19 protein-coding genes are annotated in these 25945 nt (G+C 58.1%); 11 read left to right on the top strand and 8 right to left on the bottom strand.

What is annotated here, in order from left to right; all coding sequences use genetic code 11:
- Position 1: 1 nt before the first annotated feature.
- Genes drmA through drmD form a run of 4 tightly spaced genes read right to left on the bottom strand, consistent with a single transcriptional unit; the run spans position 2 to position 11612 of the window.
- On the bottom strand, positions 2-3970 hold the full coding sequence (gene drmA, locus P3T24_RS18235; protein WP_429436596.1) for a DISARM system helicase DrmA: 3969 nt from the start codon (positions 3968-3970) through the stop codon (positions 2-4).
- Positions 3971-3991: 21 nt separating this feature from the next.
- Positions 3992-4183: a hypothetical protein gene (locus tag P3T24_RS18230; protein WP_429436593.1), complete on the bottom strand. Its 192-nt coding sequence runs from the start codon at positions 4181-4183 to the stop codon at positions 3992-3994.
- Positions 4180-8481, bottom strand: a complete 4302-nt coding sequence (locus tag P3T24_RS18225; protein ID WP_429436591.1) for an Eco57I restriction-modification methylase domain-containing protein — start codon at positions 8479-8481, stop codon at positions 4180-4182. Before P3T24_RS18225 ends, P3T24_RS18230 begins: the two co-directional genes overlap by 4 nt.
- Positions 8478-11612 carry a DISARM system SNF2-like helicase DrmD gene (gene drmD / locus P3T24_RS18220; RefSeq protein WP_429436589.1) on the bottom strand — a complete coding sequence of 1045 codons (3135 nt, stop codon included), beginning with the start codon at positions 11610-11612 and terminating at the stop codon, positions 8478-8480. Before drmD ends, P3T24_RS18225 begins: the two co-directional genes overlap by 4 nt.
- A gap of 709 nt (positions 11613-12321) precedes the next feature.
- On the opposite strand from drmD, the gene P3T24_RS18215 reads away from it, so the two are divergent.
- The gene (locus P3T24_RS18215; RefSeq protein ID WP_429436586.1) at positions 12322-13431 is read left to right on the top strand and encodes a DNA cytosine methyltransferase; all 1110 of its coding nucleotides are present in this window, start codon (positions 12322-12324) and stop codon (positions 13429-13431) included.
- Here P3T24_RS18215 and P3T24_RS18210 read toward each other — a convergent pair.
- The 3 genes from P3T24_RS18210 to P3T24_RS18200 all read right to left on the bottom strand — a co-directional run bounded on the left by P3T24_RS18210 (position 13368) and on the right by P3T24_RS18200 (position 15808).
- The gene (locus P3T24_RS18210; RefSeq protein WP_429436583.1) at positions 13368-14135 is read right to left on the bottom strand and encodes an MAE_28990/MAE_18760 family HEPN-like nuclease; all 768 of its coding nucleotides are present in this window, start codon (positions 14133-14135) and stop codon (positions 13368-13370) included. The two genes, P3T24_RS18215 and P3T24_RS18210, sit on opposite strands and share 64 nt — an antisense overlap.
- The gene (locus P3T24_RS18205; protein WP_429436581.1) at positions 14132-15307 is read right to left on the bottom strand and encodes a DUF262 domain-containing protein; all 1176 of its coding nucleotides are present in this window, start codon (positions 15305-15307) and stop codon (positions 14132-14134) included. The genes P3T24_RS18210 and P3T24_RS18205 overlap by 4 nt, the downstream gene beginning before the upstream one ends.
- A gap of 69 nt (positions 15308-15376) precedes the next feature.
- Complete coding sequence (locus P3T24_RS18200; RefSeq protein ID WP_429436579.1) at positions 15377-15808, bottom strand: very short patch repair endonuclease; 432 nt, start codon at positions 15806-15808, stop codon at positions 15377-15379.
- Positions 15809-15816: 8 nt separating this feature from the next.
- Here P3T24_RS18200 and P3T24_RS18195 point away from each other — a divergent pair, with 8 nt between their 5' ends.
- Complete coding sequence (locus P3T24_RS18195; RefSeq protein ID WP_429436576.1) at positions 15817-16152, top strand: type VI secretion system baseplate subunit TssF; 336 nt, start codon at positions 15817-15819, stop codon at positions 16150-16152.
- 238 nt (positions 16153-16390) lie between these two features.
- On the opposite strand, the gene P3T24_RS18190 is transcribed toward P3T24_RS18195, so the two are convergent.
- On the bottom strand, positions 16391-16690 hold the full coding sequence (locus P3T24_RS18190; protein WP_429436574.1) for a hypothetical protein: 300 nt from the start codon (positions 16688-16690) through the stop codon (positions 16391-16393).
- A 115-nt stretch (positions 16691-16805) separates the two neighbouring features.
- On the opposite strand from P3T24_RS18190, the gene P3T24_RS18185 reads away from it, so the two are divergent.
- The 9 genes from P3T24_RS18185 to P3T24_RS18145 all read left to right on the top strand — a co-directional run bounded on the left by P3T24_RS18185 (position 16806) and on the right by P3T24_RS18145 (position 25927).
- Positions 16806-17774: a DUF932 domain-containing protein gene (locus tag P3T24_RS18185; protein WP_429436571.1), complete on the top strand. Its 969-nt coding sequence runs from the start codon at positions 16806-16808 to the stop codon at positions 17772-17774.
- A gap of 67 nt (positions 17775-17841) precedes the next feature.
- Complete coding sequence (locus tag P3T24_RS18180; protein WP_429436569.1) at positions 17842-18837, top strand: YqaJ viral recombinase family protein; 996 nt, start codon at positions 17842-17844, stop codon at positions 18835-18837.
- Positions 18838-18879: 42 nt separating this feature from the next.
- Positions 18880-19809: a phage capsid protein gene (locus tag P3T24_RS18175; protein WP_429436566.1), complete on the top strand. Its 930-nt coding sequence runs from the start codon at positions 18880-18882 to the stop codon at positions 19807-19809.
- Positions 19806-20882 carry a hypothetical protein gene (locus tag P3T24_RS18170; RefSeq protein WP_429436563.1) on the top strand — a complete coding sequence of 359 codons (1077 nt, stop codon included), beginning with the start codon at positions 19806-19808 and terminating at the stop codon, positions 20880-20882. The genes P3T24_RS18175 and P3T24_RS18170 overlap by 4 nt, the downstream gene beginning before the upstream one ends.
- A 96-nt stretch (positions 20883-20978) precedes the next feature.
- Positions 20979-21362, top strand: a complete 384-nt coding sequence (locus P3T24_RS18165; protein ID WP_429436560.1) for a hypothetical protein — start codon at positions 20979-20981, stop codon at positions 21360-21362.
- The gene (locus P3T24_RS18160) at positions 21359-21649 is read left to right on the top strand and encodes a hypothetical protein (RefSeq protein ID WP_429436558.1); all 291 of its coding nucleotides are present in this window, start codon (positions 21359-21361) and stop codon (positions 21647-21649) included. Before P3T24_RS18165 ends, P3T24_RS18160 begins: the two co-directional genes overlap by 4 nt.
- A gap of 789 nt (positions 21650-22438) precedes the next feature.
- Positions 22439-23656 carry a DUF262 domain-containing protein gene (locus tag P3T24_RS18155; protein ID WP_429436555.1) on the top strand — a complete coding sequence of 406 codons (1218 nt, stop codon included), beginning with the start codon at positions 22439-22441 and terminating at the stop codon, positions 23654-23656.
- On the top strand, positions 23649-24458 hold the full coding sequence (locus tag P3T24_RS18150) for a hypothetical protein (protein WP_429436552.1): 810 nt from the start codon (positions 23649-23651) through the stop codon (positions 24456-24458). The genes P3T24_RS18155 and P3T24_RS18150 overlap by 8 nt, the downstream gene beginning before the upstream one ends.
- Positions 24459-25066: 608 nt before the next feature.
- Positions 25067-25927: an FRG domain-containing protein gene (locus P3T24_RS18145; protein ID WP_429436550.1), complete on the top strand. Its 861-nt coding sequence runs from the start codon at positions 25067-25069 to the stop codon at positions 25925-25927.
- The last annotated feature ends 18 nt before the right edge of the window (positions 25928-25945 follow it).

The following is a 25945-nucleotide window of genomic DNA, read 5'->3' as shown; positions in this document are numbered from 1 at the left end:
GTCAGTCTTCGTCGTTCAGCGCCGGACGCGGCTTCCACGCATGGTCGTCCGAGATATGTCCCGTGTTCATGATAAGGCGCACGCCCGGCTCCACTTCTCGCATCGACATCGGAACCGTCCAGTTGTCCCACGCATGGATGCCCGGCGACTTAACCAATCCGACCATCGTCGCGGCCTGTGCGCCGCGCTTTTCGTAGGCCAACGTGCGACCAGGAACGCTCACTTCTTTCGCCCATTCGTCCGCTCGCTCCTTCAACTCGCGCTCAGCAAGATCCTTGATGGTGGTCGTCTCGCTGACGTTCCAAGCTCGCCTCACCAGTACGTCGATGGCTTCGGTGATCTCGGGTTTGTCCGACTTGTCCAGCTCGCCCGCGCCCACGTTTGGGCTGAAGGTGTCGTTTTCCAAACGCATCAGAGAGAGAAGCGCGCCGGTCAGACCGCGATCCATCGCACGCGGCGAGAAAGGCGTCACAGACTGTGCTTCCACGTGCTTATAGAAGGTCGCGTGGTAATGCTCGAAGGTCTCGTAATGAGAAAGGTCGCGCGGACGCGCCCAAGTGAGCACCGTGCACACAAAACCTGGGAAAGAACGGCCCACACGGCTGGTGGCTTGAATGTATTCCGCCGTCCCCTTGGGCTGGCCGTTGACTGCCATAAGGCCCAAGCGATTCACGTCCACGCCGACCGACAACATGTTGGTCGCAAGCACCACGTCGATCGCACGGGTGTCACCCTCGTTCCACTTCGTCACGTACCTCCCGGTGGCAGCGTCGAACGCGACCTTGAATTTGACCTCCAAATCATCGAGGTACTTTGGGATATCGTGACTGGAGACGCGGGACGTCAGCTCGCGGATGTTGTTGACGCTGCGCTGTGCGAGCGCGGGCCGTTCAACCATGCTCATTTGCACGCGGTAGGAACGTGTTTGCACGTCGTCCTCGGCTAAGCGCCGCATTCCGCCCAGCTCGCGCAGCGAATTGAAGTAGCCGACCATCGTCATGTACGGGTCGGCTGGCTCGCCGAAACGATCGAACAAGGCTTGGGCTGCGGTGAGGAAGGCGGTGTAGACGCGAATCAACATCGCCGGCCGCGAGCTACCGGGCGAACAGACGCCAAGGTAGCGCCGTCCGGGCCGTGCTTCGATCGGGCGCTGAATCGAGAAGTAGTTATCCTCCACGTCCAAGCCGTGTGGTGGGAACACCGACACGCGCCGCATGAACACATTGTTTACCTGTTCCTTGGCTTTACGCACAGTCGCCGTGGATGCGACGATCTTCGGCTTGACCGTCTTGCCATCAAGCGTCCAGCCGCATAATTCGTCGACAGCAGACTCGTACAAACCGACCATCGTGCCCAACGGTCCGCTGATGAGATGGAACTCGTCCTGGATGATGAGATCGGGGGGACGAATCGGACTGACGGGCTTCACCGCTGCTGCAGGTAATCCCCTAGCCGCACGGTGACCCATATTGCATTCGCAGCCAGGCCACAGCAAGCCGTGGCGCTCGCATTCCTGGCTCACGCGACCGAACAGCGTACGCACCTGACCGCGCCACGCCATCATGGCGAACTTGTCCACCGTGGCAATCATCATCGTTGGCGGGCGGTGGTAGATCTCCTCGTCCACCGTCAGCACCGGAATACCGGGGTGTGATGACTTGCTGGACTTGCCACGCGAGAATTCGCAGCGGCCCTTTTTATCGCCGCAATAGACGAGCGTGCGCCCGTGGTTCCTGTCGACCTCAACGTCGCGCCCCGGCGCGATGTCGGAGCCACACCATGGGCAACTGGTCAGTTGTACGGGCGATGCCGCCCCAGCGTGATATCTCCCAGGGTTGCGGACATCTTCAATGGCGCGATGGCTGTCCTCGGTCGTACCTGGCGTCACCTTGTTGCCGACCCACAGACCGATTGTGAACGGCTCGTGGCCCAGTGCGGAATCGCCGTTGGTCAGAGCCTCGCGCCGCAGCACCTCCATCGCGCAAATCAGCGCGGTAGCACGTTGGAACTGCTGCAAGGTCAACAGGCGCAGCGTGTAGCGCATGATCACGGCCAGACCGCGCGAGCCGTCGAAGCCTCCCAGCTTGCCTTGCAGACGGCGGATCGCCATCGTGAACGCCGCCACGCCCAGATAGGCTTCGGTTTTGCCGCCGCCAGTGGGGAACCATAGTAGATCGGCATGGGCTTCCATCGGCTGCACGCGATCCAGATGCGTAGGGTCAGCCAGCGAGGGAATCGATAGCAGCAGGAACGCCAACTGGAACGGACGCCAGCTTCGGTTCTTCGACTTCTCGAACTGATCGACTGTCACGTCACGCCCACGCCGCACTTCGAGCGCGTACTGACCACGCACGCGCTGAATGGCCATCGCCCGATTGGCGAAGCGGAAGGCTGCCAAGGATTTCTCGTCGCACTTCAGGGTGTCGATGCCCTGCTGCAATCGCGTCTGGATGTCCTGACACCGATCCAGTGCTTGGCCGGCCTGCGCGTCATACCCGACCACGTCCTCGCCGATGCGCTTACGCTGCTCGACGATCCATTCCGCATAATCCTTCGTCAGCAAGTTCAGGGCATCGACCAATTCGGTGACGCCTAACGTGGCAAGCTGCTGCATGTCGAGCAGGCCGCTCGCCACCATTTCCTTCATCGCTGGGCGGTCGGCGGGGTCGAGGCCCGGCGTCTCCGTGACCTGCACTTCGTACTGCGGCAGGACGGCGGTGCGCACCACGGTAGCCAGCGTCACGTCGTCCGCCGTCTCGGCGTGGACGGCAACGCCATGCCCGACAGCGAACTCCACGCGGTTTCGATAGATCATCTCCAGCGATTCGCGTTCGGTGTCCATGCCGCCGGCATCCGACACAGGGCGGCGGCGGAAGATGGCCCGCTTGGGGACATCGGCTTCCGCACGCACGATCAGCTCCGGCTGGAACAGCCATGCCGTGTCGCGGTTGGTGTCTGGTTCCTCCTGCGCGTTGATGAGGAACAGCGTCACTAAGCGGTCTCCGTTAGCGGTCTTAGCACGGACGGAACCCTGCACCCGCACCGATGGGCGATTCGCGTCCGGTGCCTGATGGGAAATCACGCCTTCGATGAGCGGCAGCACAAGCTTTCCGCCGCAGGGGATACGTTGCCAGACCTTAACTTTCTGCCCGTTGGGTCGTGTCAGCTCGTGTTCGTCGTTGGGCACACGCTCGTAGCTACCCCATCGCGCTTCGACCTCGATGCGTTCTGCGTCGCTATCGACGCAGAAGGTCATGCCGAAGCTGCTGGGTACCAGCGACTGATTACTGGCTGCGTCTATCTCGTCCGATGCGTCCGATTCAGGCTCCACTCTCCCAGTTGCCGTGCCAAACTCTGCACCGGGTTCGTGCTGGCCTGGGACGATGGGGTCGGTGGGTTCCTCCCCCTCTTCCTCTGCCAGTGGCCCCTCCAACCCTTCGATGCCGCCCTGAGCATCGTCGCGTGGTGCCAGCTTGCCGACCAGATAGCGATCACGCACGCTCATGTCCACGATGCGCTCGCGCGGACCACCCGCTGGGCCAAGCAAGTCGTCCATCACGGCCAGTTGTAGCAATTCCCGGACATAGGCCCGATCCTCGACCGGCGGTACGCTGTCCACTGTCTGCTGCAGTGCTGCGGACGAGGCCCTGACGAATTCCTCCCTCTGGATGCGACCGACGCCTCCCGACGACGGCGGAGACAGCGAGACGCTGGCAACAGGCACCGAAGCATCGGCGACGGACACCCTATCGAAGTAGAGAGTGGTGGTTTCGAGGTCGGAGCGAACTCTCAGCACGCGACCGGCACGGTCGATCTCCCCGGCGAGGTTCAGCACGAGTACCCGATCGTCCTCGGCGATGTCCTGATACAGGGATCGCTCACCCTGCAAGACCAGGGTATAGGGCGCGAGCCGGAGATCGGCGCCGAGCCTGTGGTCGGTGGCGATCCATGCGTTGGGTAACTTCGTCATATTTCGCCCCTCAAATCCTACTCACGATGTTTTCGAGCTCGTCAAGCGCCGTGGTTTGGTCGATGCAGCCTGAAGAGGCTGCCTGCCCCCCGGCATAGTCACCGCCTCCGTCGAGACAGCGGCGGTGTTGCTGTAGAGGTTGATGCCGAGGTGTTCGAGAACGTTGAGATCGACGGTCATCTCGAACGTCGGCTTGGAGTCGGTTCGAGTCATGACGTCCCCTCGAGATGGTTGTCCTCGTTGCTGGAGTGGATGCGATACCGCGCACTGCGCCTCTCGCCTTGACGCTCCACCTTTCCGACCGAGATCAGGTCTGTGATCGCAGCGTTCCATTGGCCGTCCGTGATGCCGGTGGCAACAAGGACATCGGCTTTGGCATGCCAGCCGTCGTATGCTCTCAGGAAGCCGAGGATCGCACTGGCGGACGCCGCGCCATTGGTGCTGGCCGCAGCCTCTGTCTCGAAGTCGAGCGATGGCTGGGCCGTTAAGGCGCCGGTAGTGCGACCAGCTCGGGGGGCGCCAGACGAAGCGCGGGTCGTACTCCCGCCGTGCAGCCCTTGTGCTACTTCTTCTTCGTATCGCTGACGGTTTAGCTTGGACAAGCGACGCAGCACTTCAAGACGCGCCCCCTCACCAATGGTGAAGCGAACTCGATCATTCTCGGGCAGATACGTCGCCGCGTGGAAACCATGGTCAAGGTCCAGATCACTCCAACCATAGGCACGAGCAACCGCAACGTCAATTTCACGATGCAGCCCTCGCATTACCTCGATTCGAGTGTCACCGTTCGATGGGTCATGCAAACGGTTGTAGAGCTCAGTGAGGCCAATCGCTTCGTCTTCCAAAATTGCTTCTCGGTGAGTGTGATAACGCTCCCCAAGTCTATTGAGTTCGTCCCGATCGTCAATATTCGGCATTGGCCACGTCTCCAACGCCGTTGACGTTGAGTAGCTTACCGTCGTTGAAGTTCTAAGAGTCCCGCAGTTCCAATATGCCCACTCCAAGTGAATACTGGACTGCAAAACCGAGAACTCACCCCACTCGTAAAGAAAATAAACAATCGTTTTGTGGTTATAAATATTTCTTGTTGGAACTCTTTGGAAGCACACATACTTTGTCACCATGGCAGATGCGAGAAAGTATTCATGATCCCCTGCCTCTCGAATCAATCCCGGACGCAGATCCCAAAACTTCCAGAAACACCTTTGGTGTATCTGTCCCGTCAACGAATCACGCATCGGTTTGACCATCTCCTCAAGGCGACGGAACGCGGCTCCATACTGCCGTGCCCTGTCCTCCGGCCAATCTCGAAAGTAGATCGCCCAGCGGTAAGGTTCCAGTCTCGGCATGGTGTTGAGATCTTGCCCGTTGAACAGCGGGGAGATCACCTCAATAGATTTCGGATCGGCATCAATTATTTCCGCTCGCTCCCCGGCAGTTAGTTCGAAACCGATACCATGAAGATTTTGACCCTGCGAAAAAAGCCCCTTCAAAGCTTTGAGCTTCGTTGGTCGATTGATTTGGAAATCTTCTTCGAGCGCCCCATTGATGGCCGCCACCGATCTACCATCCAAAAGCCGTTCGCCTCGCCAGACTCCGCGTGCAACCCATACGATCGATATGACCACTGCAGCATTACCCGGCCAAGGCATTCGAGAGCAGCCGCGATACACAGCGCCACCTTTCTCGATGATTTGATCCAAGCAAACCACGCGGGAACCGGTCTCAGTAATCGACTTGGTTGCCAGCAGACCGAAGTTCCCCTTCGAACCGAGTAACGAATAGGCTCGCAGATAAAAATATACGCAGAGATCAGGCGACCCCACAACGCCATTGCGTATCAACCTCAAGTACTCTTGATACGTCAGACCGAGACGACGTCCGATCAAACGTCCACCACCGAACGGTGGATTGCCGACAATGGCGTCAAAACCTTGGGCCTCACGAGAGAACACTTCTGGAAACTCCAACGGCCAATGGAAAGGCCGACGCGCGAGCTTGTCGGCAGGTAGATCGGCCGAGAGTGCGGCGACTGCTCTCTGACGCATAGAGGTGAGCACGTCGCGGTCGCCGTCGATGGCCAGTCCGGCTTGAACCGTCAGCGAGGCCAGCCTGTTCCCCAGCCCCACGCCATTGCCGCCCGTTGCGAATACCTCCCCGATGAATGCGTCGGCGATGTTTTCCGGAACTTCGAGCCTGCGGCGTGCGTCTGCGTCCAAATGCGCCATCGCCTCCACGTCGCGGATGTCGCGGATCGGCATTTCGCGCAGAAGGGAGCGCAGTTCGATGGCCTCGCGCACGGCCTGTTCGACGTTCTGGCCGAACAAGCGTAGCTGGCCTTGTCCTGTGGGACTCATCGAAAGCTGGGTAAGTTGATCCAGCCGATGAATGCCGAGCAGGCTGTCGCCACAACGCAGGTTGTGGTCGAGGAAGCCGAAGGGCCGCCCCTTGGCCAGCGTCACTAACCAGATGGAGAGCTTGGCCAGTTCTACCGCCAACGGGTTCAGATCGACACCGTAGAGGCAGCGTTCAGCGATAAGACGGCGGGCGATGAAAGTGCGCGCCTCTGTGTCGCGTGGCAGCGGCTCAATGTTGGCGTCAGCATACGTCCCCAGCCCATCGACGCCGACCATCCGACCCTGCGCCTCGACCTGCCCCCATGCCTCCACCAGACGGTCGGCCAGCCACCGGCAGGCTTGCACAAGGAAGGCGCCCGACCCCATGGCAGGGTCGCAGATCTTTAAGTCGAGCAGTTCGGCGGGCGATTTGAGCGCCCAGTCCACGCGCGGTGTGCCTTCAGCCGGGCCGACGTAGGCGACGGGCGTAAGCGTCTCAGCAACGATAGCCTCTGTGAGCAATGTCGGAGTGTAGTGGGTGCCACTCTCGCGCCGGTCGGAGCCGGTGGTGACGATGAAGGCGCCCGCGGAATAGACCAGCGGATAGTCCCAGGGATCGGTGCGCACCAGATGACCGAAGGGTTTGATCCGGTCACGTAGCACCGTATCGCCGTGGCAGACCGCCAACAAACGGTCGGCGAGCGCATCGTTCACGGGCCTGCTCAGATCGTTGCGCACACGGCTAGCGGAACTGCCGGAACGCTGTTGAAGCAGTTCGACTAGGTGGTCGCCACCGTCCAGTCGGGCGGATTCGAGTTCGGCCAATGTCACCCAAGGCGAGTGGGCGCTCTTGGTGGCGTTGAGTTCCAGCGTGACCTCGGCGGTGCGCTTGACGGTGCGCTCCAGCAGGCCCTCATAGACGTAGCCGATCTGCTCAACGTCCAGCGCCCGGTAGGACAGCGTGCGCCCCTGAAATTGCTGGATGGCTTCGAGCAGCAGCAGGACGGTACGATTGTCGATCGGCAGCGGGTTGGCGACCTCGTTGCGCCAGTCAGAGCCACGGGTGCGGCCCTCGAGGAAGGGGAAGCGATTCGGATCGAATAAGGAGCCTCCCAGCGCGGGCAGTCGCAGGTTTTCGTGCTCAATGCCGCCGTACACTGCGCGAAAAAGCGCCAGCAGCCGCGACCAAGCATCCCAACGACGTTCCAGAATCTCGTCCGACTCGGCGCGCAATTGCATGCGCTGGGTCGAAAGCGCGTAGTTGGCCTCGTAGCGTTCGTCACCTAAGAGCAGCAGACCGCGCTCTTCTGCGGAGAGCAGGAAAACCAACCGCATCATCACGGTCAGCGCGGCTTCGTAAAGCTCAGCCTCCTTCACGCCGCGCAATAGCTCGCGATTGCGGTCTTGGTCGGCTTTGTCCAACGCCTGAATGAGCACCTCGACCGCGCGCCGCACCTGCTCACCCAAAGCATCCGTCACTTCGTCTTGGAACTTCAGTGAGTAATCGAAGAGCGCGGGCAGCCGCTCCGACTCGTCGACGAAGAAGCGCCGTACGCCCAGCAGGTGGACGAAGGCTTGGAGGGTGACGGGTTCCTGCACCCAGATGCGGGCATACCAACTGGCGAAGGTGGTGACCGCGCCCACCGGCGCATCGACCAGCATCCAGCGTTCGGCATTAGTGACCAGACCGAGGCGACAGCCGGTAGCGCGGCAGAGCCTGACCATGCGTTCCGCCGGGCTGCTGGCCCAGCCATCCCGGTTCTGGGTGGCATCGAGATCGACGTTCTGCCCGTAGGCGTGGACGAGCATCAGTGGCTGGTCACCGTTGCCGACGACGGCGAAGTCCGGCGACAGGTTCACACCGTGTTCGGCCAGAGTGACGGTCAGATTCGCGGCGCACCAGTCTTTACGTTTAAGCACGTCTCCGCGACCGTCTTCGTCAAGCTCCAGCCCGCGAGACAGGACCTCGTCAATCCACGCCGCGTGCAGCTCGACGAACCGGAGATCGTCGGTTTCCAGCGCCTCGCGCCATTCGTCGTAGGCCTGGCGCAGCCTCTTGCGCATAGTCGCATCAAGTTCTTCCAACCCTTGCGGGAAGGCTTCCTTCAGAACGGGAACGGCAAGAAATGGGCCGGAGATCTCAATTAGCGAGAGCCATTCGTGGTGCATGCTCATGCAGCACCTCCGACGGACTCAGGCACCAGGAAGATCACCGCAACCGGGAAGGTTCGGTCATCGAGCTTGGCGTAGCGGGATTCGATGGCGTGCGTTTCCATCTGTCGCTCTTCGGGGATGCGTGTGAGGCGCACTTCCAGTGCGGCAATGTCACGCCGGAGTTGCATGTGCTCGTCCTCGGTGAAGAGAGAAAGCTGTTCGGGCTGTTGCCCTTTCCTCAACTCGGACTGGATCGCCTTTTCCAATTCGTCGAGCACGGTGCCAATGTCGTCGATTTCCTGCTGCTTGCGAATCTGGAGGGTGTTGGTCAGGACGCGGAGACGCTCCTTGGAGCGTGCATCCACTGCCCTCAGAATGGCTTCCTGCTGACAGTCGAAGCGGACGCGCAGCGCATTAAGCAGGAATGAGGTTGCCAAGATCGGCTTCGCTTCGTCCAGCCACTGCTGGACACGGGTGACACTTTCTTCGCGGCGGAAGGATTGGTCGCGCAGATAGCCGCCCGATACCGTCAGCTCTTCGTGCAGCCGATGATGGTTGCCGCCCGTGACGACCAACCGCGAGACGACGACCACGGCCGGATCGTCCATGAGCGCGTCTGGCACGGTGCGGACGGCGACACGGTGCAGTTTCTTCACGTCGTCCTGCGCCCAGACCTCGGCACGCAGCAAGCGCAAACACATCTGCACCAAGCGATGATTCAGGTGGACAAGCACTACATCGTCGCGGCCACTGGCGACGGCATGATCGAAGGTGATGGGTCGAATCTTCTGAGTGTGCGGATGGCGCAGCCCTTCCAGACAACGCGCCCAGGAGCCGGACAACACGGGCATCCGGAAAACGCTGCCCGATGGCGCGCCCGCCAGTTCGACTGGTTCCAGCGGCGGACGGCCTGCCAACGCGAGGCCTGTCTTCACTGCAATCAGAACGTGATCAGGCGTGAGATGGAGGTCGTGCTTGGTAGTGAACAGGCGATCGTGCAATTTGGCGACGCGCTCCCTCAACTCGCGCTCGGCGCGAATGAAGTTCTTGGCGCGAGGAATCCGAGCCTCGGCAAGCCGGGTGTCCAGATCCTTCAGAGAGCCTTCGATGAGGCCGGACATCTGCGGCGCGATGACCGGATTGACGCTACCCATGTCAGCTCGCATCGAGTCCAGTTTGCGCAGAGCGCGCAAGATGTCCTCGCCGTGGCCACCGACCGACGCGCCGCTCCCATCGCCGCCATCGACCGGATGCCAGATCAGCACTTCCTTCGCGCGTTGCCCATGGCGGTCGATACGCCCATTGCGCTGCTCCATCACGTTCGGATTGTAGGGTATCTCCAAGTGGATGAGCCGATTGCAGTGGTTCTGCAAGTCGATGCCTTCGGACGCCGCATCGGTGGCAAGCAGGATGCGCACGGGCGAAACCTGTGGCGATGCCTGGAAAGCTGCCTTGATGGGTTCGCGCTCCTCTTGGGAGAGGCCACCATGAAGCAGGCCGAGACGTTCGCCGCCGAAGCCGTGGCTAACGAGGATTTGATGCATCCACTGGTGTGTGGTGCGATACTCGGTGAACAGGATCACCCGGCAATCGTTCCACGCGCCATCCGGCTTAAGATTCGCGGTTAGCCAGTCGAGGATGGCTTTGGCCTTGGAATCGGTCTGATTCCTGGCTCGTTGTGCCCATACCCTCAAGTTATCCAGCATCACCTGCTGTTCTGCCGTCAGCGGCGACGAGCGATACGTGGCCTCTTCAATGGCTTCCGCATGGGCATTCTCGACTTCCTGATCATCGGCGTAGTCCTCATCAGTTTTGAGGATGGCCTTGTGCAGGATGCGCTCTGCCATGGTGTCTAACTTCGTTGGTCGTGCGGCAGAAAACGATGCGACGTGCTTTTCAAGCGTGGACGCGAATGCCGCAGGCGATGAAAGCAAGCGTTTCTTTAGGAGCCTGTTCACGAAGGCCGTGCCGAAGCCATTGCCAACCCTCTCGGCGCCCTTTTCGCGGCTGACACAGTAGTCGTTGAGCTTTCTGTGAATCTCGCGCTCTTCGGTCGAGTATGGAACCGTGAGCGCCTGCAACGTGCGCCGGGCATACAGGGGGTTGCCTTCCGCATCGACCAGGTCGCTTTTCAAGCGGCGGATCATCACCTGGTTCAATTGCTTTTCGTCGGGGAGGATGTTGCGGGCAAAACGTTGGTCGTCGAGTAGTTCCAGCAACGAGGTGAACGACTCCGTGTAGCCGTTGTGTGGTGTGGCAGTCAGGAACAGCCGATGCTGGAAATGCGGCCCGATGGCGCGGATGAAACGCGTACGCTGGCTCTCCAACGCATAGTGAGCCCCCGCGGCCGGAGCGACGTTATGCGCTTCGTCCACGACCAGCAGATCGAACTTGCGTGGATAGCCGGCATGTGTCGGCATCACGTCACGGATGGCGCGCAAGCCTTCGCCGCTCTTGGCCCAATCCATCGACGTGATGAGGCGGGGATGCGACGTCCATGGGTTGGCATGGATGCCACGCTCGCGTCGCAGTTGCTTGATATAGTCGCTATCCACCACCCGGAAATCGAGACCGAATTTATCCAGCATTTCCACTCGCCACTTTTCCTGCAAAGACGCGGGGCAGACGATCAGTACGGTGCGGGCTCGGTGCCGCAGGAGAAGCTCCTGAATGACCAGACCAGCTTCGATGGTCTTGCCGAGTCCAACATCGTCAGCAATTAGCAGATTGACACGCGCCATGTCGATGGCACGTACCAGCGGATCGAGTTGGAAGTCCTCGATACTGACGCCGCTGCGAAATGGAGCTTGGAGAAACCCGCGGTCAGCATTTGTGGCAGCCCCCCAACGCACGGCGTCAAGGAAGGCATCAAGCATGGCCGAATCGTCTTGCCCTGTGACAGATGGCAAGCCTGCGCGCTCAATGACTTGGGCACCTGGCTCAATCTCCCAGACGACCTCCAATTCCTCACCAAGTCCGTCCTCATCGATGGACAACAATGTCACGCAACGCTGAGTCGCGGCGGACTCCGATTTCAATGTCGACGCATCGACGTCTGCCACAATCCACTGTCGCCGGCGCACTTCAACAAGTTGGCCCGGTTCCGGTCGCGCACGATATTTGAGGGTCTGCCGTTCGTTATGGACGTCCATCGGGCTACGATCTTCCATTTTTCAAGTATTACCCGTTGCGTGCGCACCGGAACACAATGCTTCGATCTGGACGCCATGAGCTCCAGCATGCCGAACGTGAGATAAAGATTATTGCTAACTTCAGTTCTGCTGCAAATTGGCACTTTCAGTTTGGAAAGGACGGTTCCTGACGCGTCCGCCCTTGCACCCTCGCCAGTGTAGACGCGACAACCAACGAGTGAATGCCAACCATCCGCAGAGCCTGCAAGAAAGCGCCAGGCTCAGGGAAATCTCGGCAGTGATGCCCGCCTCAACCATGTCACATCACTAACACATGCTGACTTCCACCCTGTGTTTTTATACAGTATATTTACATCCCACATCTGTGTGCCACGTTGGCCGCGTGTGTCACGCGGAACATCGCCCCAGAAACGGTATGGCGCGCGCGCGTCTTCCGGTAAACTCCGGCGACGAAAGTTATGCGGCAAGCGCTTCTTGATCAGGGGCTTAGTGCCAACGATGACGATGATCGCCGTCCACGGCAGTGATTGCGCACCTTCGATCGAACCCAGCGCGCCAGAAAAACGGGGCTAGGTACTACGGGAGACGGTAGCATAAATTCTCGCTAAAGGCGGACAATTGAGCCGATTATGTCTAGAAATGTAGCTTTATAGTAATCTTTGGTCGAATAATACTCCCTTTGGGCATGAAATCCACTGCTACCTTCTAGATGGTTAAACCGACTGCTAAACGCTCGCCCCCCCCTCGTATCGAAGCTGTCGACCTGTTCTGCGGGATCGGCGGCCTGTCTCACGGTCTGGCCCGTCAAGGAGTCAAGGTCGTAGCTGGATTTGATCTGGACCCGGCCTGTGAGTATCCATACACGGCCAACCATCCTGGCTCGCAGTTCGTTCATGCCGATGTAGGAAAAGTCACAGGCGAACAACTAATAGCGCTATGGTCACCTGGTGTAATCAAGCTGCTCGCTGGCTGTGCACCCTGTCAGCCGTTTTCAAGCTATGCGAATACGGCCACCGTGGACAAAGCCAAGTGGCGCCTGTTGAAAGAGTTCGCTCGGCTAGTGGAAGAATGCGTACCCGATCTAGTTACTATGGAAAATGTGCCGGGCTTACTAGGCACGTCACCGTTTAAAACGTTCCTTCGCACATTAAAGCAGGCGCGATATCACGTGGCCTACGGTGTTGTGAATGCCGCTGATTACGGTGCTCCGCAGCAACGCAAGCGTCTAGTACTAGTAGCATCCAAGCTCGGGGCGGTTGATCTGCCCAAGCCAACACACGAAGGAGTATCTAATTGGGTGACCGTTCGCCAAGCGATAGGGCACCTGCCTGCTCTCACTGACGGCGAACAATGCGCAAAAGACCCGCTACACCTAGCTTCAGCTCTATCGCCGCTCAACCGCCAGCGCATTCGTGCTTCGCGCCCGGGCGGCACGTGGCGCGACTGGCCTAGTAAGCTCGTAGCCGAGTGCCATCGACGCGAGAGTGGAAAACACTCTACTGGCGTGTACGGACGTATGGAATGGAACAAGCCAGCCCCGACCATGACGACGCTATGCAATGGGTATGGCAACGGGCGCTTCGGTCACCCACAGCAACACCGTGGTATCTCGTTGCGCGAAGCGGCCGTCTTTCAGTCCTTCCCCGATGATTATCTTTTCGTTCAAGAAGGCAAGCCAGTGGTTGTTAAGACCCTTGCACGCCTGATAGGCAACGCTGTTCCACCCAAGCTAGGTGAGGCAGTAGCGCGGTCGCTCTACGCATCTATCGCCGCCTCGAGCGGTACAAGTGCGGCGAGTGCGATCGGTGCAGCCAAGTAGCGTCTGTCCTGGAGATACGCGTTGACCTCCGACGCGACGCGCCTCAGCGTGCGAAATACGGCGAGTACATCCTGTCGCAGCTCTTCGAATGCTAGGCCTTGCCCTAGCTCCGAAAAGCTAAGCTCGCCGTGAGCCAACTGATTACGTCGCCCCTTTGTAGTTTGCAACGCAGAGTGAGTTAGGCGAGACGGCGGCTTTTTCTGATCGGCCGTGAATACACCGAACCGTCGCAACTGATTGAAAATCGCAAGGCCATCGACACTGCCTGATAAGCCGGCCTCGCGTTTTTCACGTTGGGTACTATCTTGCCAATCGTTCAACCAAACCTGAAAAAGGTATTCGTGTAGTGGTGAGCGGATTTTGCTTTGTGTCATGGCCGTCGTGTTTGCCTGAACGTGACGCGCAACCATCGACATGAGTTGTGCATTTAGCTGGTCTATGCCTTGACAATTCATGCCGATAGTATCGTGCATCTCATCTAACAGCTGCACCATGCATGCTTCCATCACGCTGTAGAGCAACAGACTTACGTTAGCTTTCAACGTATGGGTAAGTGCTTTGTCCAATGGCAGTTGCCGTCGTCCGTCCGCGGCGCTGATAAGTGCGTCTTTCTCGAGTGCAATCTGCAGAAACCGCAGATACACCTTCAGCTCGCGAGCGCGAGAGCGTAGTAGCGCTTGGGTTAAGGGTATCAATCGCATCATACGAACAGCTCCTGCTGATCGGGTTCGTCGTCAGGTGCATCGGCGTTAGCACTGGCTTCAACGAGGTCCGTATCTGGATCTTCCTCTACGTCCTTGTTCAACAGGTGATCACGCACATAGTGAATGCGATTGATAAGCTTGGGACGCGAATTGCTGGCGTCCGATCGTGTGTGCTTAATAAACTCCGGACTATCTAACCAAGCAGTGACATTTGCCGGCTGCAACTCGGGTTGCGCCCGGAGGGCGAGAGTCACGCCGACAGCGATCGCCTCGAAACGAATGCGGGTCACTGTGTTGTAACCCTCACGTTTGAAGCCATTCGAAAAATGTTGCCGCACGAACTCTAGCGCACGGTGAAACTCAGCCGACATCGCTTCAAGCTCGCCGTTAGTAGCATGCTCGTTCCGTTCCTTCAGATACTCGGTCAGAAACTGGTCGACGCTCTTCTGGAATGCCTTGTAGTTATTGGCATAGGCGAAGTAGCGCAAAGCCAACTCCTCGTATTCTTTACGCTTTGCATTGCGATCGCTCAGGGGGACCATATCCTTAAATAGCTGTCGACCGGCACACTCAGTGATCAGCTTCATGAAAGGCCCGTCTTCCACCCCTCGGCGTACTTCCATGCTGGTGAGCTTGGTGCCACCAGAATTGAGGCGATCGAACATTTCCCGGCGCGCCTGCTCGTCGGCTTGTTCGGTGAGTTCAATAACTCGGACCGTTGAACGTTTAAATCGCAATTGTCGCGGTTTGGCGAAATCAGAAAAGCGAAGGCCATTCGCTGCCGTTAGGCGGACCAAATTCTCTAAGCGCAACCGACCCGATAGAAAATTATCCAGAGTGCGCAAGCGTTGCGAACCATCTATGATCTCCAAGCTCCCCGCTCGGTCGCCAGAACCGACATCTGCCGCAAAAATAAACGGAACGGGGAGTCGGATTAGAATAGATTCGATGAAGCGAGATTGTTGCTTCGCAGTCCAGACCATTTCGCGTTGATAGTCTGGTATGAATATTTCCGACGTGTCCGTTTCGCGACCGTTGGTGAATTTATCGACCAACACCTCAATCGGCCACTCGCGGATCTCATAATCCGTGATTTTCTGTAATTCGGCGATTTGTTCCTCGACCGAGTTAGACTGAGGGAAATTATGCAACGGTAGAGTATCTTGGTTCATAGACGTATTCTGAACGGAACAATATATCCAGATATTCACGATGTGAGCTGCATATAGCTACGCGAAGGATTAGCCGCGGTAACATCCTCCATCGCGAATAAATGCTACTAGAGCTGACACCGTCTGATCTAGACGCGAGCCCTTTGTTTCACATTCCCAGACTGTAGCAACCTTCCATCCCAGCCCTTCGAGTTCTGCGACTTTACGGGCATCCCGAGCTCGGTTGGCGGCGATTTTCCCAGACCAGAATTCTCGATTGGTGGAAGAAAGCCGACCTGCTCTACATTCATGCCCGTGCCAGAAGCAACCGTGAACAAAGACCACTGCTTGGTACTTAGGGAATGCTATGTCCGGTCGACCAGGAAGCGCTGCGGGGTGAAGAACATAACGCAGGCCTTCCGCATGCAACCGCTTTCGCAGACGCACTTCGGGGTCAGTGTTCTTTTGACGAACACGTGACATCAGCTTGCTGCGCGCTTCCTTTGTCAACGTATCGATCATGCGGCCTTATGTCACTACATGCGATCGAGATGGACTGCAACTCTCGCAGTATGCAATACGCTAGGTTGTTAGACCAGCCCCCAATTGCACCGGTAACGATGCACGTCGATCCAGTTCCGACGCCCCCGATGGTCCCGGGCATCCAGATCACAATCACGATTGACGAAGCGGCATTTGCTGGCGACGCGCTTTATACGTTCGCTCAGTTGATGGAGCGCTGGTTCCTGCGGTACGCGAGTCGGGATTACATGGAGCTTGTGATGGCCTCCCACCGCGGCGACAGGCGATGTGCCGTCCAGCGCTACCGTCGCAAGCAGCAGAAGCAGCGTTCTACACTGTTTTAGCAGTCTGCCCTTGTCGAAGCGCCGGATTTGCTGGTACGAGCAAACACGCGAAGGGCTGCGAAAGCCTTTGGCGACAATGTCACCGAAGTCCGCGAGCGTCGACTCTATCGAAGCTAGAAGTTTTCACACATATATCACCCTCATTGAGCAATCCATTCGGAGTGCCAGGGCAAAGCCGTTTGCCCTGAACCCTTTTGAGGCTGAAATGACCCATTCCCTTTCCTGTCCCCGTTGTCACTCACCGCGCATCGCTACGCGCGACTACGCTCGCAAAGCCGGTGCTGCCGTAGGCGCTGCTGCTGGCGCTGCCGGCAGTGCTGCCGCTGCGCTCGGCGGTGCCGAAGCCGGCGCAACACTCGGCATGGTCGCCGGCCCAGTCGGCTCGATCTTCGGTGGTCTGGCCGGAGCCGTCATGGGCGCGCTCTTCGGTGGCGCTGCTGGCTGCGCTGCCGGCTCGGCTGTCGGCGAGCAGATCGACACCCATGTGCTCGACAACTTCGAGTGTCTTGAGTGCGGTCACGCCTTCAGCAAGTCGCACACGTCCTGACGCCCGCTACCTTTTCGCTTTCGACTTCCCGCTCAATGCCTGCTGCCCTTCCGGGCCGCAGGCATTTTGCTTTCTGTCCATGCCATACATTTAGAAGGAAAACATCATGCATTTGGTTCAATCCATGGCCTATGTCGGCGATACCCCGTGGCACGGCCTGGGCAACCCGCTTGCTGCCAATCAACCGCTTGAAGTCTGGGCTCGCCAGGCCGGCATGGACTGGCGCATCGAAGAAGCCGAGGTCCGTTTCGTGTCCGGCGCGGCCGGCTCCACGCTCGGCTCCATCCACGCGTTTCCCGAACAGAAAGTGCTGTATCGGTCGGACACGAAGGCTCCGCTTTCGGTTGTCTCCCGCCGGTATCAAGTTGTGCAACCGGCTGAGATTATCGAATTTTATCGGGACCTTACCGAGGTCGGAGGTTTCGAGCTGGAAACTGCTGGGGTGCTCAAAGACGGGAAAAAACTTTGGGCACTCGCGAAGACCGGCCAGAACGCAACGCTCAAAGGCCGCGACCGCGTAAATGGCTACTTGCTGCTAGCCACGGCATGTGATGGCAGCCTTGCTACGACGGCTCAGTTTACGTCCATTCGAGTCGTCTGCAACAACACGCTCACCATTGCGCTCGGCGACAGCACCGGAGCCGTCAAGGTGCCGCACCGCAGCCAGTTCGATGCGCAAGCCGTGAAACGCCAGCTCGGCATCGCCATCTCGTCGTGGGATGGGTTTATGGTCCGCATGAAGGCGTTGAGCGAATGCAAGGTCAACGATACCGCAGCCGAAACCTTCTTCCGCCGCGTGCTGACCTATCCGAACGCCAGTGCCAGCTCGCCTGTCGCGGCGACCAACGACAGTGCGATCAAAACCGTTCAGGAACTGTTCGCCGGTCGCGGCAAGGGTGCGGACCTGGCGTCGGCGGCCGGTACCGCATGGGGGATGCTGAATTCGGTCACAGAGTTCGTCGATCACCAGCGCCGCGCGCGCAGCGACGATCACCGCAGAGATGCCGCGTGGTTCGGCACGGGCGCCGCCCTCAAGCAAAAGGCTTTCGAAGAAGCGATGAGGCTCGTCGCCTGAATCCATGCGTCCTTTCTATTCATGCTCGGCCGATCCCTGCCGGGCATTTTCATTTGTGGAGGTCGAAATGGCTTTGCCTGAACCCAGTGGGCGTCAACGTAGCCGCGCGGCATTGCGGCTGGTACAGACGAAAGACCTGTCACGCGAGGAATGGCTGGAGGTCAGGAAATTCGGAATCGGTGGCAGTGACGCGGCCGCCGCTGTCGGGCTAAGTCCGTATCAATCGATGCTGGAACTCTGGCTCATAAAGACGAGGCGCGACGCGAACCTGCCGAAGCCCGACCCGGAAAATACGGCCGAACCCGTCTACTGGGGAACAATTTTGGAGCCCATCGTGGCTGCGTCGTATACCAAGCAGACCGGCAACCGTGTACGACGCGTCAACGCGGTTCTCCAACATCCCACCATCCCATGGATGCTGGCAAATGTAGATCGGGAAGTCGTGGGAAACCGCGAAGTGCAACTGCTCGAATGCAAGACAGCCGGCGAGTTCGGCGCGCGGCTCTGGCGCGATGGGGTACCGGAATATGTGAGCCTTCAAGTTCAACACCAACTGGCCGTGTCTGGCAAGCAGGCGGCCGATGTAGCTGTGCTGCTGTGCGGCCAGAAGCTCGACGTGCATCGCATTGAGCGCGACAACGCACTGATTGCCCGGCTCATCGAACTGGAAGCGGCGTTCTGGCGGTACGTCGAAACTGATACACCGCCGCCTGCCGATGGCTCCGAATCGGCGGATCGCGCGCTGCGCTGCCTGTATCCGGGCGTAGGCGGCACGGTCGATTTCACGGATGACCGTCGCCTGTCGTCAGCCTTCGCGGATCTGGTCGCCGTTCGCGCCGAAATCGAAACCCGCCAGACACTCGAAGCCCAGTTGAAGCAGACCATCCAGCAATCAATGGGCGAAGCCGACCGGGCGCAGTTCGAGACGGGCTCGGTGTCGTTCAAACGCAGCAAGGACGGCTCCGGCGTCGATCTGAAGCGCCTGCTCGCCGATCATCCCGAGTTTGCCACCCAGTACGCCGTCACAAAGCCGGGTTCACGACGGTTTCTGGTATCGACCTGATCTACCGTTCCACTCCCCCCAATTGCCTACAGGAGCATTGTCATGCTGAAGGGCCTTGCTATCACCCCACCAGTTGTCGGAAGAATCTCCATCGGCCGTGTGGTCGAGAAAAACGGCAGGCGTCTGCCGGAGAAAGACGATCAGTTCACGCTCACAACACAGGTGCAGCAACGCGGCGAATGGATGCTACATCCGCTCGACGAAAAGCTACGCAAAGCGACATCGGGCAAGCTGCGCTCGATCCCCGTTCGTTTCCTGTTCAACGATCCCGATCTGAACCTGCGTGCCGAGTATTCGTGCTTCGATCGCGAGACGGGAAGACCGGTGTGCGTCGGCAATGGCGAAACCTGCCGTCGCGCAGGAGACAACGGTATCGAGGAACTGCCGTGCCCGTCTCCTGACGGTTGTGCATTCGCTCAAGGCGGCGCCTGCAAGCCATACGGCCGCCTGAACGTGCTGATTGGCGATGAAGACGAACTTGGGTCGTTTGTGTTCAGAACCACAAGCTTTAACTCCATCCGAACGCTGGCCGCGCGCCTGCACTACTTCGCTGCGGTGTCGGGCAACCTGCTGGCCTGCCTAGCGCTGGAGCTGAAGCTGCGCGGCAAGTCCACCACGCAGAGCTACCGGAGTGCAATCTACTACGTCGACCTCTGCGTACGGACAAACGGCACGCTCGAAGCGGCGATCATCGAAGCACGCGAACTGGATTCCCGTCGCAAGGCCGCCGGCTTTGACCAGCAGGCGCTCGATATGGCCGCCTACGCCGGCTTCCGTAACGGTGCGTTCGAAGACAGTATCGAGGAAAGTGCCGCAGTCGCCGAAGAGTTCTATCCGGCGGAATCCGGAGACGGCGGCAGTCATGGTGACGCTCACGTTGGCGGTCACGGCGGGACTCCTGCGACTTCCAAATCCAGCCTGCAAAACCGGCTGGACCGGCGTGCCGCGCTGCTCGGCGGGACGGCGGCATGATCCGTCGCCCCGCTCTCGCCTTGGCCATCGCCGCGACCAGCACAGCTGCCTGCATGTCGGTGCTGGCCGGCTGGCAGCGCGGCGGGTGGTTAGCTGAACGACTCGTGTGGGTAGCAACAGGTCTGGTGCTCGTCACAAGCGCGCACCTGTTACCCGCCCTGCTCCGGGGCACGCCGGTTCTAGTTCGCATCATGGGTAGCGTGTTATGGGGGGCGTGTCTCGCAACCGCCTGCTACGGCCATGCGGTTTTCTTCGTGACGAGCCAGCAGCATGCAGGCGAACTGCGGGTGTTTGCTGTTCCCGCTGCTTCAGTCCCAACGCCCGGTCGCAGTCTCACGATCGTCATGGCAGAACGTGCGACCGCGATGGAGCAACTTGCCGCCGCCAATGCGCACTACTGTTCGGGCAACTGTGTGACGCTGGAAGCCCGTCGCGTGACGCTCGCGGCCAAGGTAGAAGCGCTGAATGCGGAAGCGGCCGACATCCGGCGTCAGCAGGTCGCGGATGACCGGACAGTGGCCCAACGCGACGCGCTGCGCGCCGATCCAGTCGCCTCGCGACTCGCCGCGTTATTCGGCACCCCCATTGCCCGTATCGATCTGCTGTTCGGGTCGCTCTTCGCCGCAGTCCTCGAAGGCGTCGCCTGCCTGCTGTGGGTAGTCGCGCTCCGGTCGTCGTCGTTGCCAGTCGAAACGGCAGTCACGCCGCCCGTAGTCGCGACAGTCACGGATTCGGCTAACACGACTGCGCGCATGACTACGGCAGTTGCGAACGCGACGAACGCGCATCATCCCATCGTCGCGTCAGTCACCGCGAGCCACGCCGAAGGGACCGTTAGTCGCGAAACCGCGATAGCAAGTCGCTGCGACACGGCACGCAGTAACACTCAACGAAATGACGGGCAATCGCCGTCATCCACAACCGATCCCGTAAACGACTACCTGACGCAGCTCGTGCGTGACATCTCCGACGGACTGGTGCGGCCAACGGTCGCCGACATTCGCCGGCATCTGGGTTGTTCCCAGGCAAAGGCAGTCACCCTTCGTCGCGCACTCGTCGAACTCATCTCCTGACCCAGCGCGTTCTGCGCTGGATTTCCTATCGTTCCCACGAACACGAATCCGGTTCCTCCGGAGGCGCGTGCTCGTTCGTTTTCTGGAGAACTACCTATGAATCAGCCCACTCGCATCAACCCGCTTTTCCGTCCGGGACTGCTGCTCATCACACGGGATGCCCTCGCGGCGCTCCGTACGAGCGGCATCCCCGTCATCAGCGTCGCCCTAAGGCATATCGCGGGCGACTGGGGTACCGTGTCTGACGAGGACCATCAGCAGAACGACCTGTCAATCGCAGCAGGCTTGCGTCTGATCTCGCTATACCGCCTGCCGGACCAGACCCGCATTCTGGTAACTACCGAGTGGGATCGCTCGCATACGACGATCGAACGTCTTGATGACGTCGTGCCCGATAGCGTCGCGCACCAGGATCGGCCCGCGAGTCGTCGCTATCCGGTCTGGCCGTTCGCGAGCTACGTACAGGAGTGCCGCGCATGAACCGCTACGCGACCGGCCCCCGCTTTATGATGGGACGCGCCATCATCACGCCCGCGGCCGAAGATGCACTCCATGCCGTCGGCATTCATCCGATCCGGTTTCTGGCGCGACATCTTCACGGAGACTGGGGCAGTCTCCCGGTCGAAGACCAGACGGCAAACGAACTGGCGCTGCTCACAGGCAAACGCCTGTTGTCAAGCTATGACCTCCCCGGCGACGGGAAGATCTGGATCATCACCGAAGCCGACCGCTCGGTCACGACGATCCTGTTGCCAGACGACTACTGACTGCCCTTAGCGTTTCGCAAGTCGCCCAGTCAGCCGCTCAACAATTTCGACCACCATCGTCCGGTCACTTCCGCCAAGCACTCAGTCCACGCCGACTAAGACGCGATGCCAAGGACTTCCACGGTGGCAAGGAGAAGACGCACCGCCAGAACATGACGACCGAGTGGTTGCACCCAGTGTGGCCTGCCTTCGATCCAAGCCGGTGACACTGGCTGGGCCGGAGTATCAATGCCGCCGTAACAGCGGCATTTTTTTTCGCGTGCAGAGCTTGCCATCGGTCTGGCATCGGGCCAACTGCCGCCGTTCGCCATCGCTATCATTCGCCCATTCGAGCGACTGTAACGCTCAAAAGGCAATCCTTCAGGCTCGCGTGAGCCAGACCGAACATCGGCCGTAGCCCACGTTCAGGAACCGGGTATCGATGAGGCGGCTACCGGGGGCTTTCCCGATATTCGTACCTAAACCGCGGATTGAGACGGTGAGCGATTCGAACAAGTTGGAACGGGTTGATCGGCAAGTCCCTCGAAAAATTCAGGTAATCAAACGAAGTAGCAACGAGAATGGCTGCTGGCCCGGGCCTGAATGGGCATCGGTCGGCTGATCGATCCGCTGGGCCTTATCCCGCCTATTGACGCTCTGGCGAGCTATCATCTTAGGTTAGCGATATCTCAGCTACGCAGCTATCGACTTGAACCAACCAGCGTCCAAGGTTCTTAAGAGCAGCTCAAAAAGCTCGAAAGGCATGCAGCGCAGGATGTCAGCAGATTCGCATTTTGTTTGGAGAACACTATGACAACTGAAAATGAAGACTCGGCGCTCGTTAATTTCGATGACGATCAAGCTGATGATCTCGATGAACTGTTGAACCCGGATCGATTCCGAGACGCGGTGCTTTATGGTACCGATTGGACGGTCCGCACCTTGCTTGATCAAATAGAGGTGGGAAATATTGACCTTTCCCCGAGTTTTCAGCGCAGAGATGCGTGGAGCCCGAAGAACAAGAGTCGATTTATCGAGTCAGTTGCCCTTCAGCTTCCAATTCCTCAGATCGTGCTCGCAGAACGCCAAGATCAGCGAGGAAGCTATATCGTGCTCGACGGCAAGCAGCGCCTACTTACGCTAGCTCAATTTGCAGGTAATCTACCTGACGATCATGCTCTTTGGGAGCAGTCAAAAAAAACGGGACCATTCAAGATTTCCGGGCTAAAGATCTTGAAGAATTTCAACGGAAAGACGTATTTAGATGTGAGCAATGACGCCGATCTGCTTAAATATAAAACCCAATTCGATAATCACACGATTCGCAGCGCATTGATACGCAATTGGCCGGACGAAGATTACCTATACGAAGTGTTCATCCGGCTTAACACTGGTAGCGCACGACTGTCGCCGCAGGAACTGCGTCAGGCGATGAAACCGGGGCCGTTTACTGAGTTCCTTAACGAGCGATCGGGATCAAGCCGGGTTTTGAAAGATATCCTTGGTCTTTCTGGGCCAGATTTCCGGATGAGAGACGTAGACCTTTTGTTGCGTCTGATTGCATTTGCCTCGAAGCTGGCATGGTACAAAGGCAATCTCAAACCATTCCTAGATCAGGTTCACGAGTATTTCAATGCTAACTGGACCACAGAGCAAGGGTTTGTCTACTCCTTGACTGATGATCTAGAAGCAGCCCTTGATTTTCTTATCACCGCTTTTGGAGACGCGAAGCGTGTCGGCAGACGATGGGCGGACGGGCATTTCGAAGGTCCTGTGAATCGCGCAGTGTTGGACGTTCAGGTCGCAACTGCTATGGATCCCAGCGTACGCAAAGCGGTCCTCTCGAAACATCTGGATATCGAAAGCGAGTTCATCAAACTGTCAGAAGACAGAAGCGACTTCTCACAGGCTGTGACTGGCACAACGAAGTCTATTACAGCGATACGACTTCGTTATCAAGCATGGCAAGCTGCTTTGGAACAAGTAATCGGTCACCCGGTGCACCTGCCGGAGTTGCCTAATGCCTAGCGCGAGCTTCTTGAATCTTGAACAGTCTGTAAAAGAACTGAAGCGCATATATCTAAGAGACGGGAATTTCAATCCTGTTCCGAGTTCTGACGATCAGGAACTAGCGCGGGCTTTTAGCGTGCTGGTTCATGCAGAACTTGAGGAATACATTGAGACCTCTTTCCAGAGTTTGGCGGTTAAAGCCATGCAGGGTGTTTCGGCGGGTCAGTTCAGCCGCGTCGCTATATCGTTGTTGGCCTTTAGTGGGATCGCTCCACAGACTGGAGGGGGAAAGCTGCGTATTCCGACATCGGGCGGATCCGCTGGCCCTGCCGGGGCAAAAAAGGAAAAAAGCCCGCGTTTGTTAGCGACCCGTTACGGAGAAGCTCACGGCCGCTACGTGGATATGCTGGACAGCAATAACGGTGTACGAGAGAAATACCTTGCTGCGCTTGGCATCCCGATAGGCTTGGACGCTCAACGAGTTGATCCCAACTGGATCAACGACTTAGAGACCTTTTGTTCCTCTAGAGGAGCGTGGGCTCATTTGTCGCGGACAAATGTTCTCGCTAAATTTGGCGAGATTGACCCGAAGGACATCTGGGCGGTTTGTGAACGACTGGTCTGGACGAATAGCACGCTAGCTAGGCCGGACGTTATTTCGTCGTTTGAGGACCTAGATCAGTGGGTGGAGACCGAGAAAAGTCTTATTGGAAACGCCTTGGTACATGAACCCCGGTGGAGATTTAGAGCATTTTATACAATATCGATGCTGTGGGGCTATTGGAAACGTCGCAAGTACAGGCTGAACAACGAGGAGTGATTGGTTCCGAGCGCCTCCGTTGACCATCGCGCCAGTATGGAAGCAGGAAGTCGGAGGTGCCCTTGGAGCATGGGCCACCGCACTCCAAGGTCGATAACAATTCGTTCAAGATAACTTCTCCATTCTCCTTGGAGGTCCGCGGCGAAAGTCGCAATCCGGGCGCTTTAGCGCATCGAACATGCTCGGAGCAGCGAGACTAGATGCTCTAACTAGACTTCGAGGCCGTCATTGATTGCCACACTGCATGCAGTGTGCATAAAGTGCGGTGCGCCCCCTTAAAAATCTTGCTGCTGGTGCCGACAACCACGATGGGCATGTTTGCCATCGACCATGACTTGCTTCGCGGGTGCGAGCGTTGGCCACAAAGGACTGAGAGATGCCAAGAAAAGCGCAGTGAGAACTGAGGAAGTCGTGGATGAAGCAGGGTCGTAGTTCACGTTCGCCATCCCGCGAACTACAACCGGGGCTAACTCCACACCCGTCAGCGCAGTTTTGCGTTAACGGCACCTGCGCGGCGGCGAAACGTTAGTACTGCTCGTGCGCCTCTTCCTCTGCGCGAAGTTGGAAGTCGGCCTCATATAACGAAATGGATTGGAAATCCCACGCATATGCCTGAACAAAATAATGAAGAGATCGCTTCGCTGAGCGACATGATTAAAATCATCGAAGAAACCGCATTGGAGCCACAGAGGATTGCCTTTTTCCGAGGACATGCGGATAAGAACTACGAGCTCAAACCGAGCCTATTCCGTGAAAGGCAGCACAGAAAAGAGGAGAAGGACATCATCCGCGAGTTGCTAACTCTGCATCCATCGGAATTCAACGTCGATGAGTCCACGTTTGAGAAACTAGTGAGAATGCAGCACTACTCTCTTCCCACGCGGTTACTCGATCTCACCTACAATCCCCTCGTTGCGCTTTATTTTGCCTGCTGCTCCAACCCAAAATCTGACGCTGAATTTATAAGATTTTCAATCGGAAAAAATAAGGTTCGATATTCAGATAGCGATACAGTAAGTTGCATCTCGAATCTCGCTAATCTGCGAGGCTATGAGCGTGACGAAATTAGAGGTATGGCGGATTCGGCTGAGCTTGCCGAATCCGAGGTCGGCGGACGTTTGCTTCATTTCATAAAAGCTGAAAAATCCTATTTCTTACCCAAAATAAACGTCGAAGATTTGAAGAGCATCATTGCAGTTAAGCCAAAATTAAATAACAGAAGAATTTTGGCGCAGCAAGGCGCATTTCTAATTTACGGAGTGACGCCCAACCTTGCGGACAATAACAAATTCGGAATTCGTATCCGTAGACACCCCATTAACTCTGAAAATAAAAAGAAAATTATGGCTCAGCTCGACAAAGTAAACGTAAACATAAGCACAATCTTTCCAGAAGTCGAGTATGCAGCGAAGTACATCACTAGCAAACTCCCCCCGGCTTCGACAAAGCCTGTTGCGTCTGAGCGCTAGGGCCAGGCCGCCGTCAAT

It is taken from the genome of Paraburkholderia sp. GAS33 (assembly GCF_050436645.1).
In the GTDB taxonomy this organism is placed as follows: Bacteria; Pseudomonadota; Gammaproteobacteria; order Burkholderiales; family Burkholderiaceae; genus Paraburkholderia; species Paraburkholderia phenazinium_B.
The sequence above is the reverse complement of the archived record's forward strand: the minus strand, read 5'-3'. Positions and strand labels throughout refer to the sequence as shown.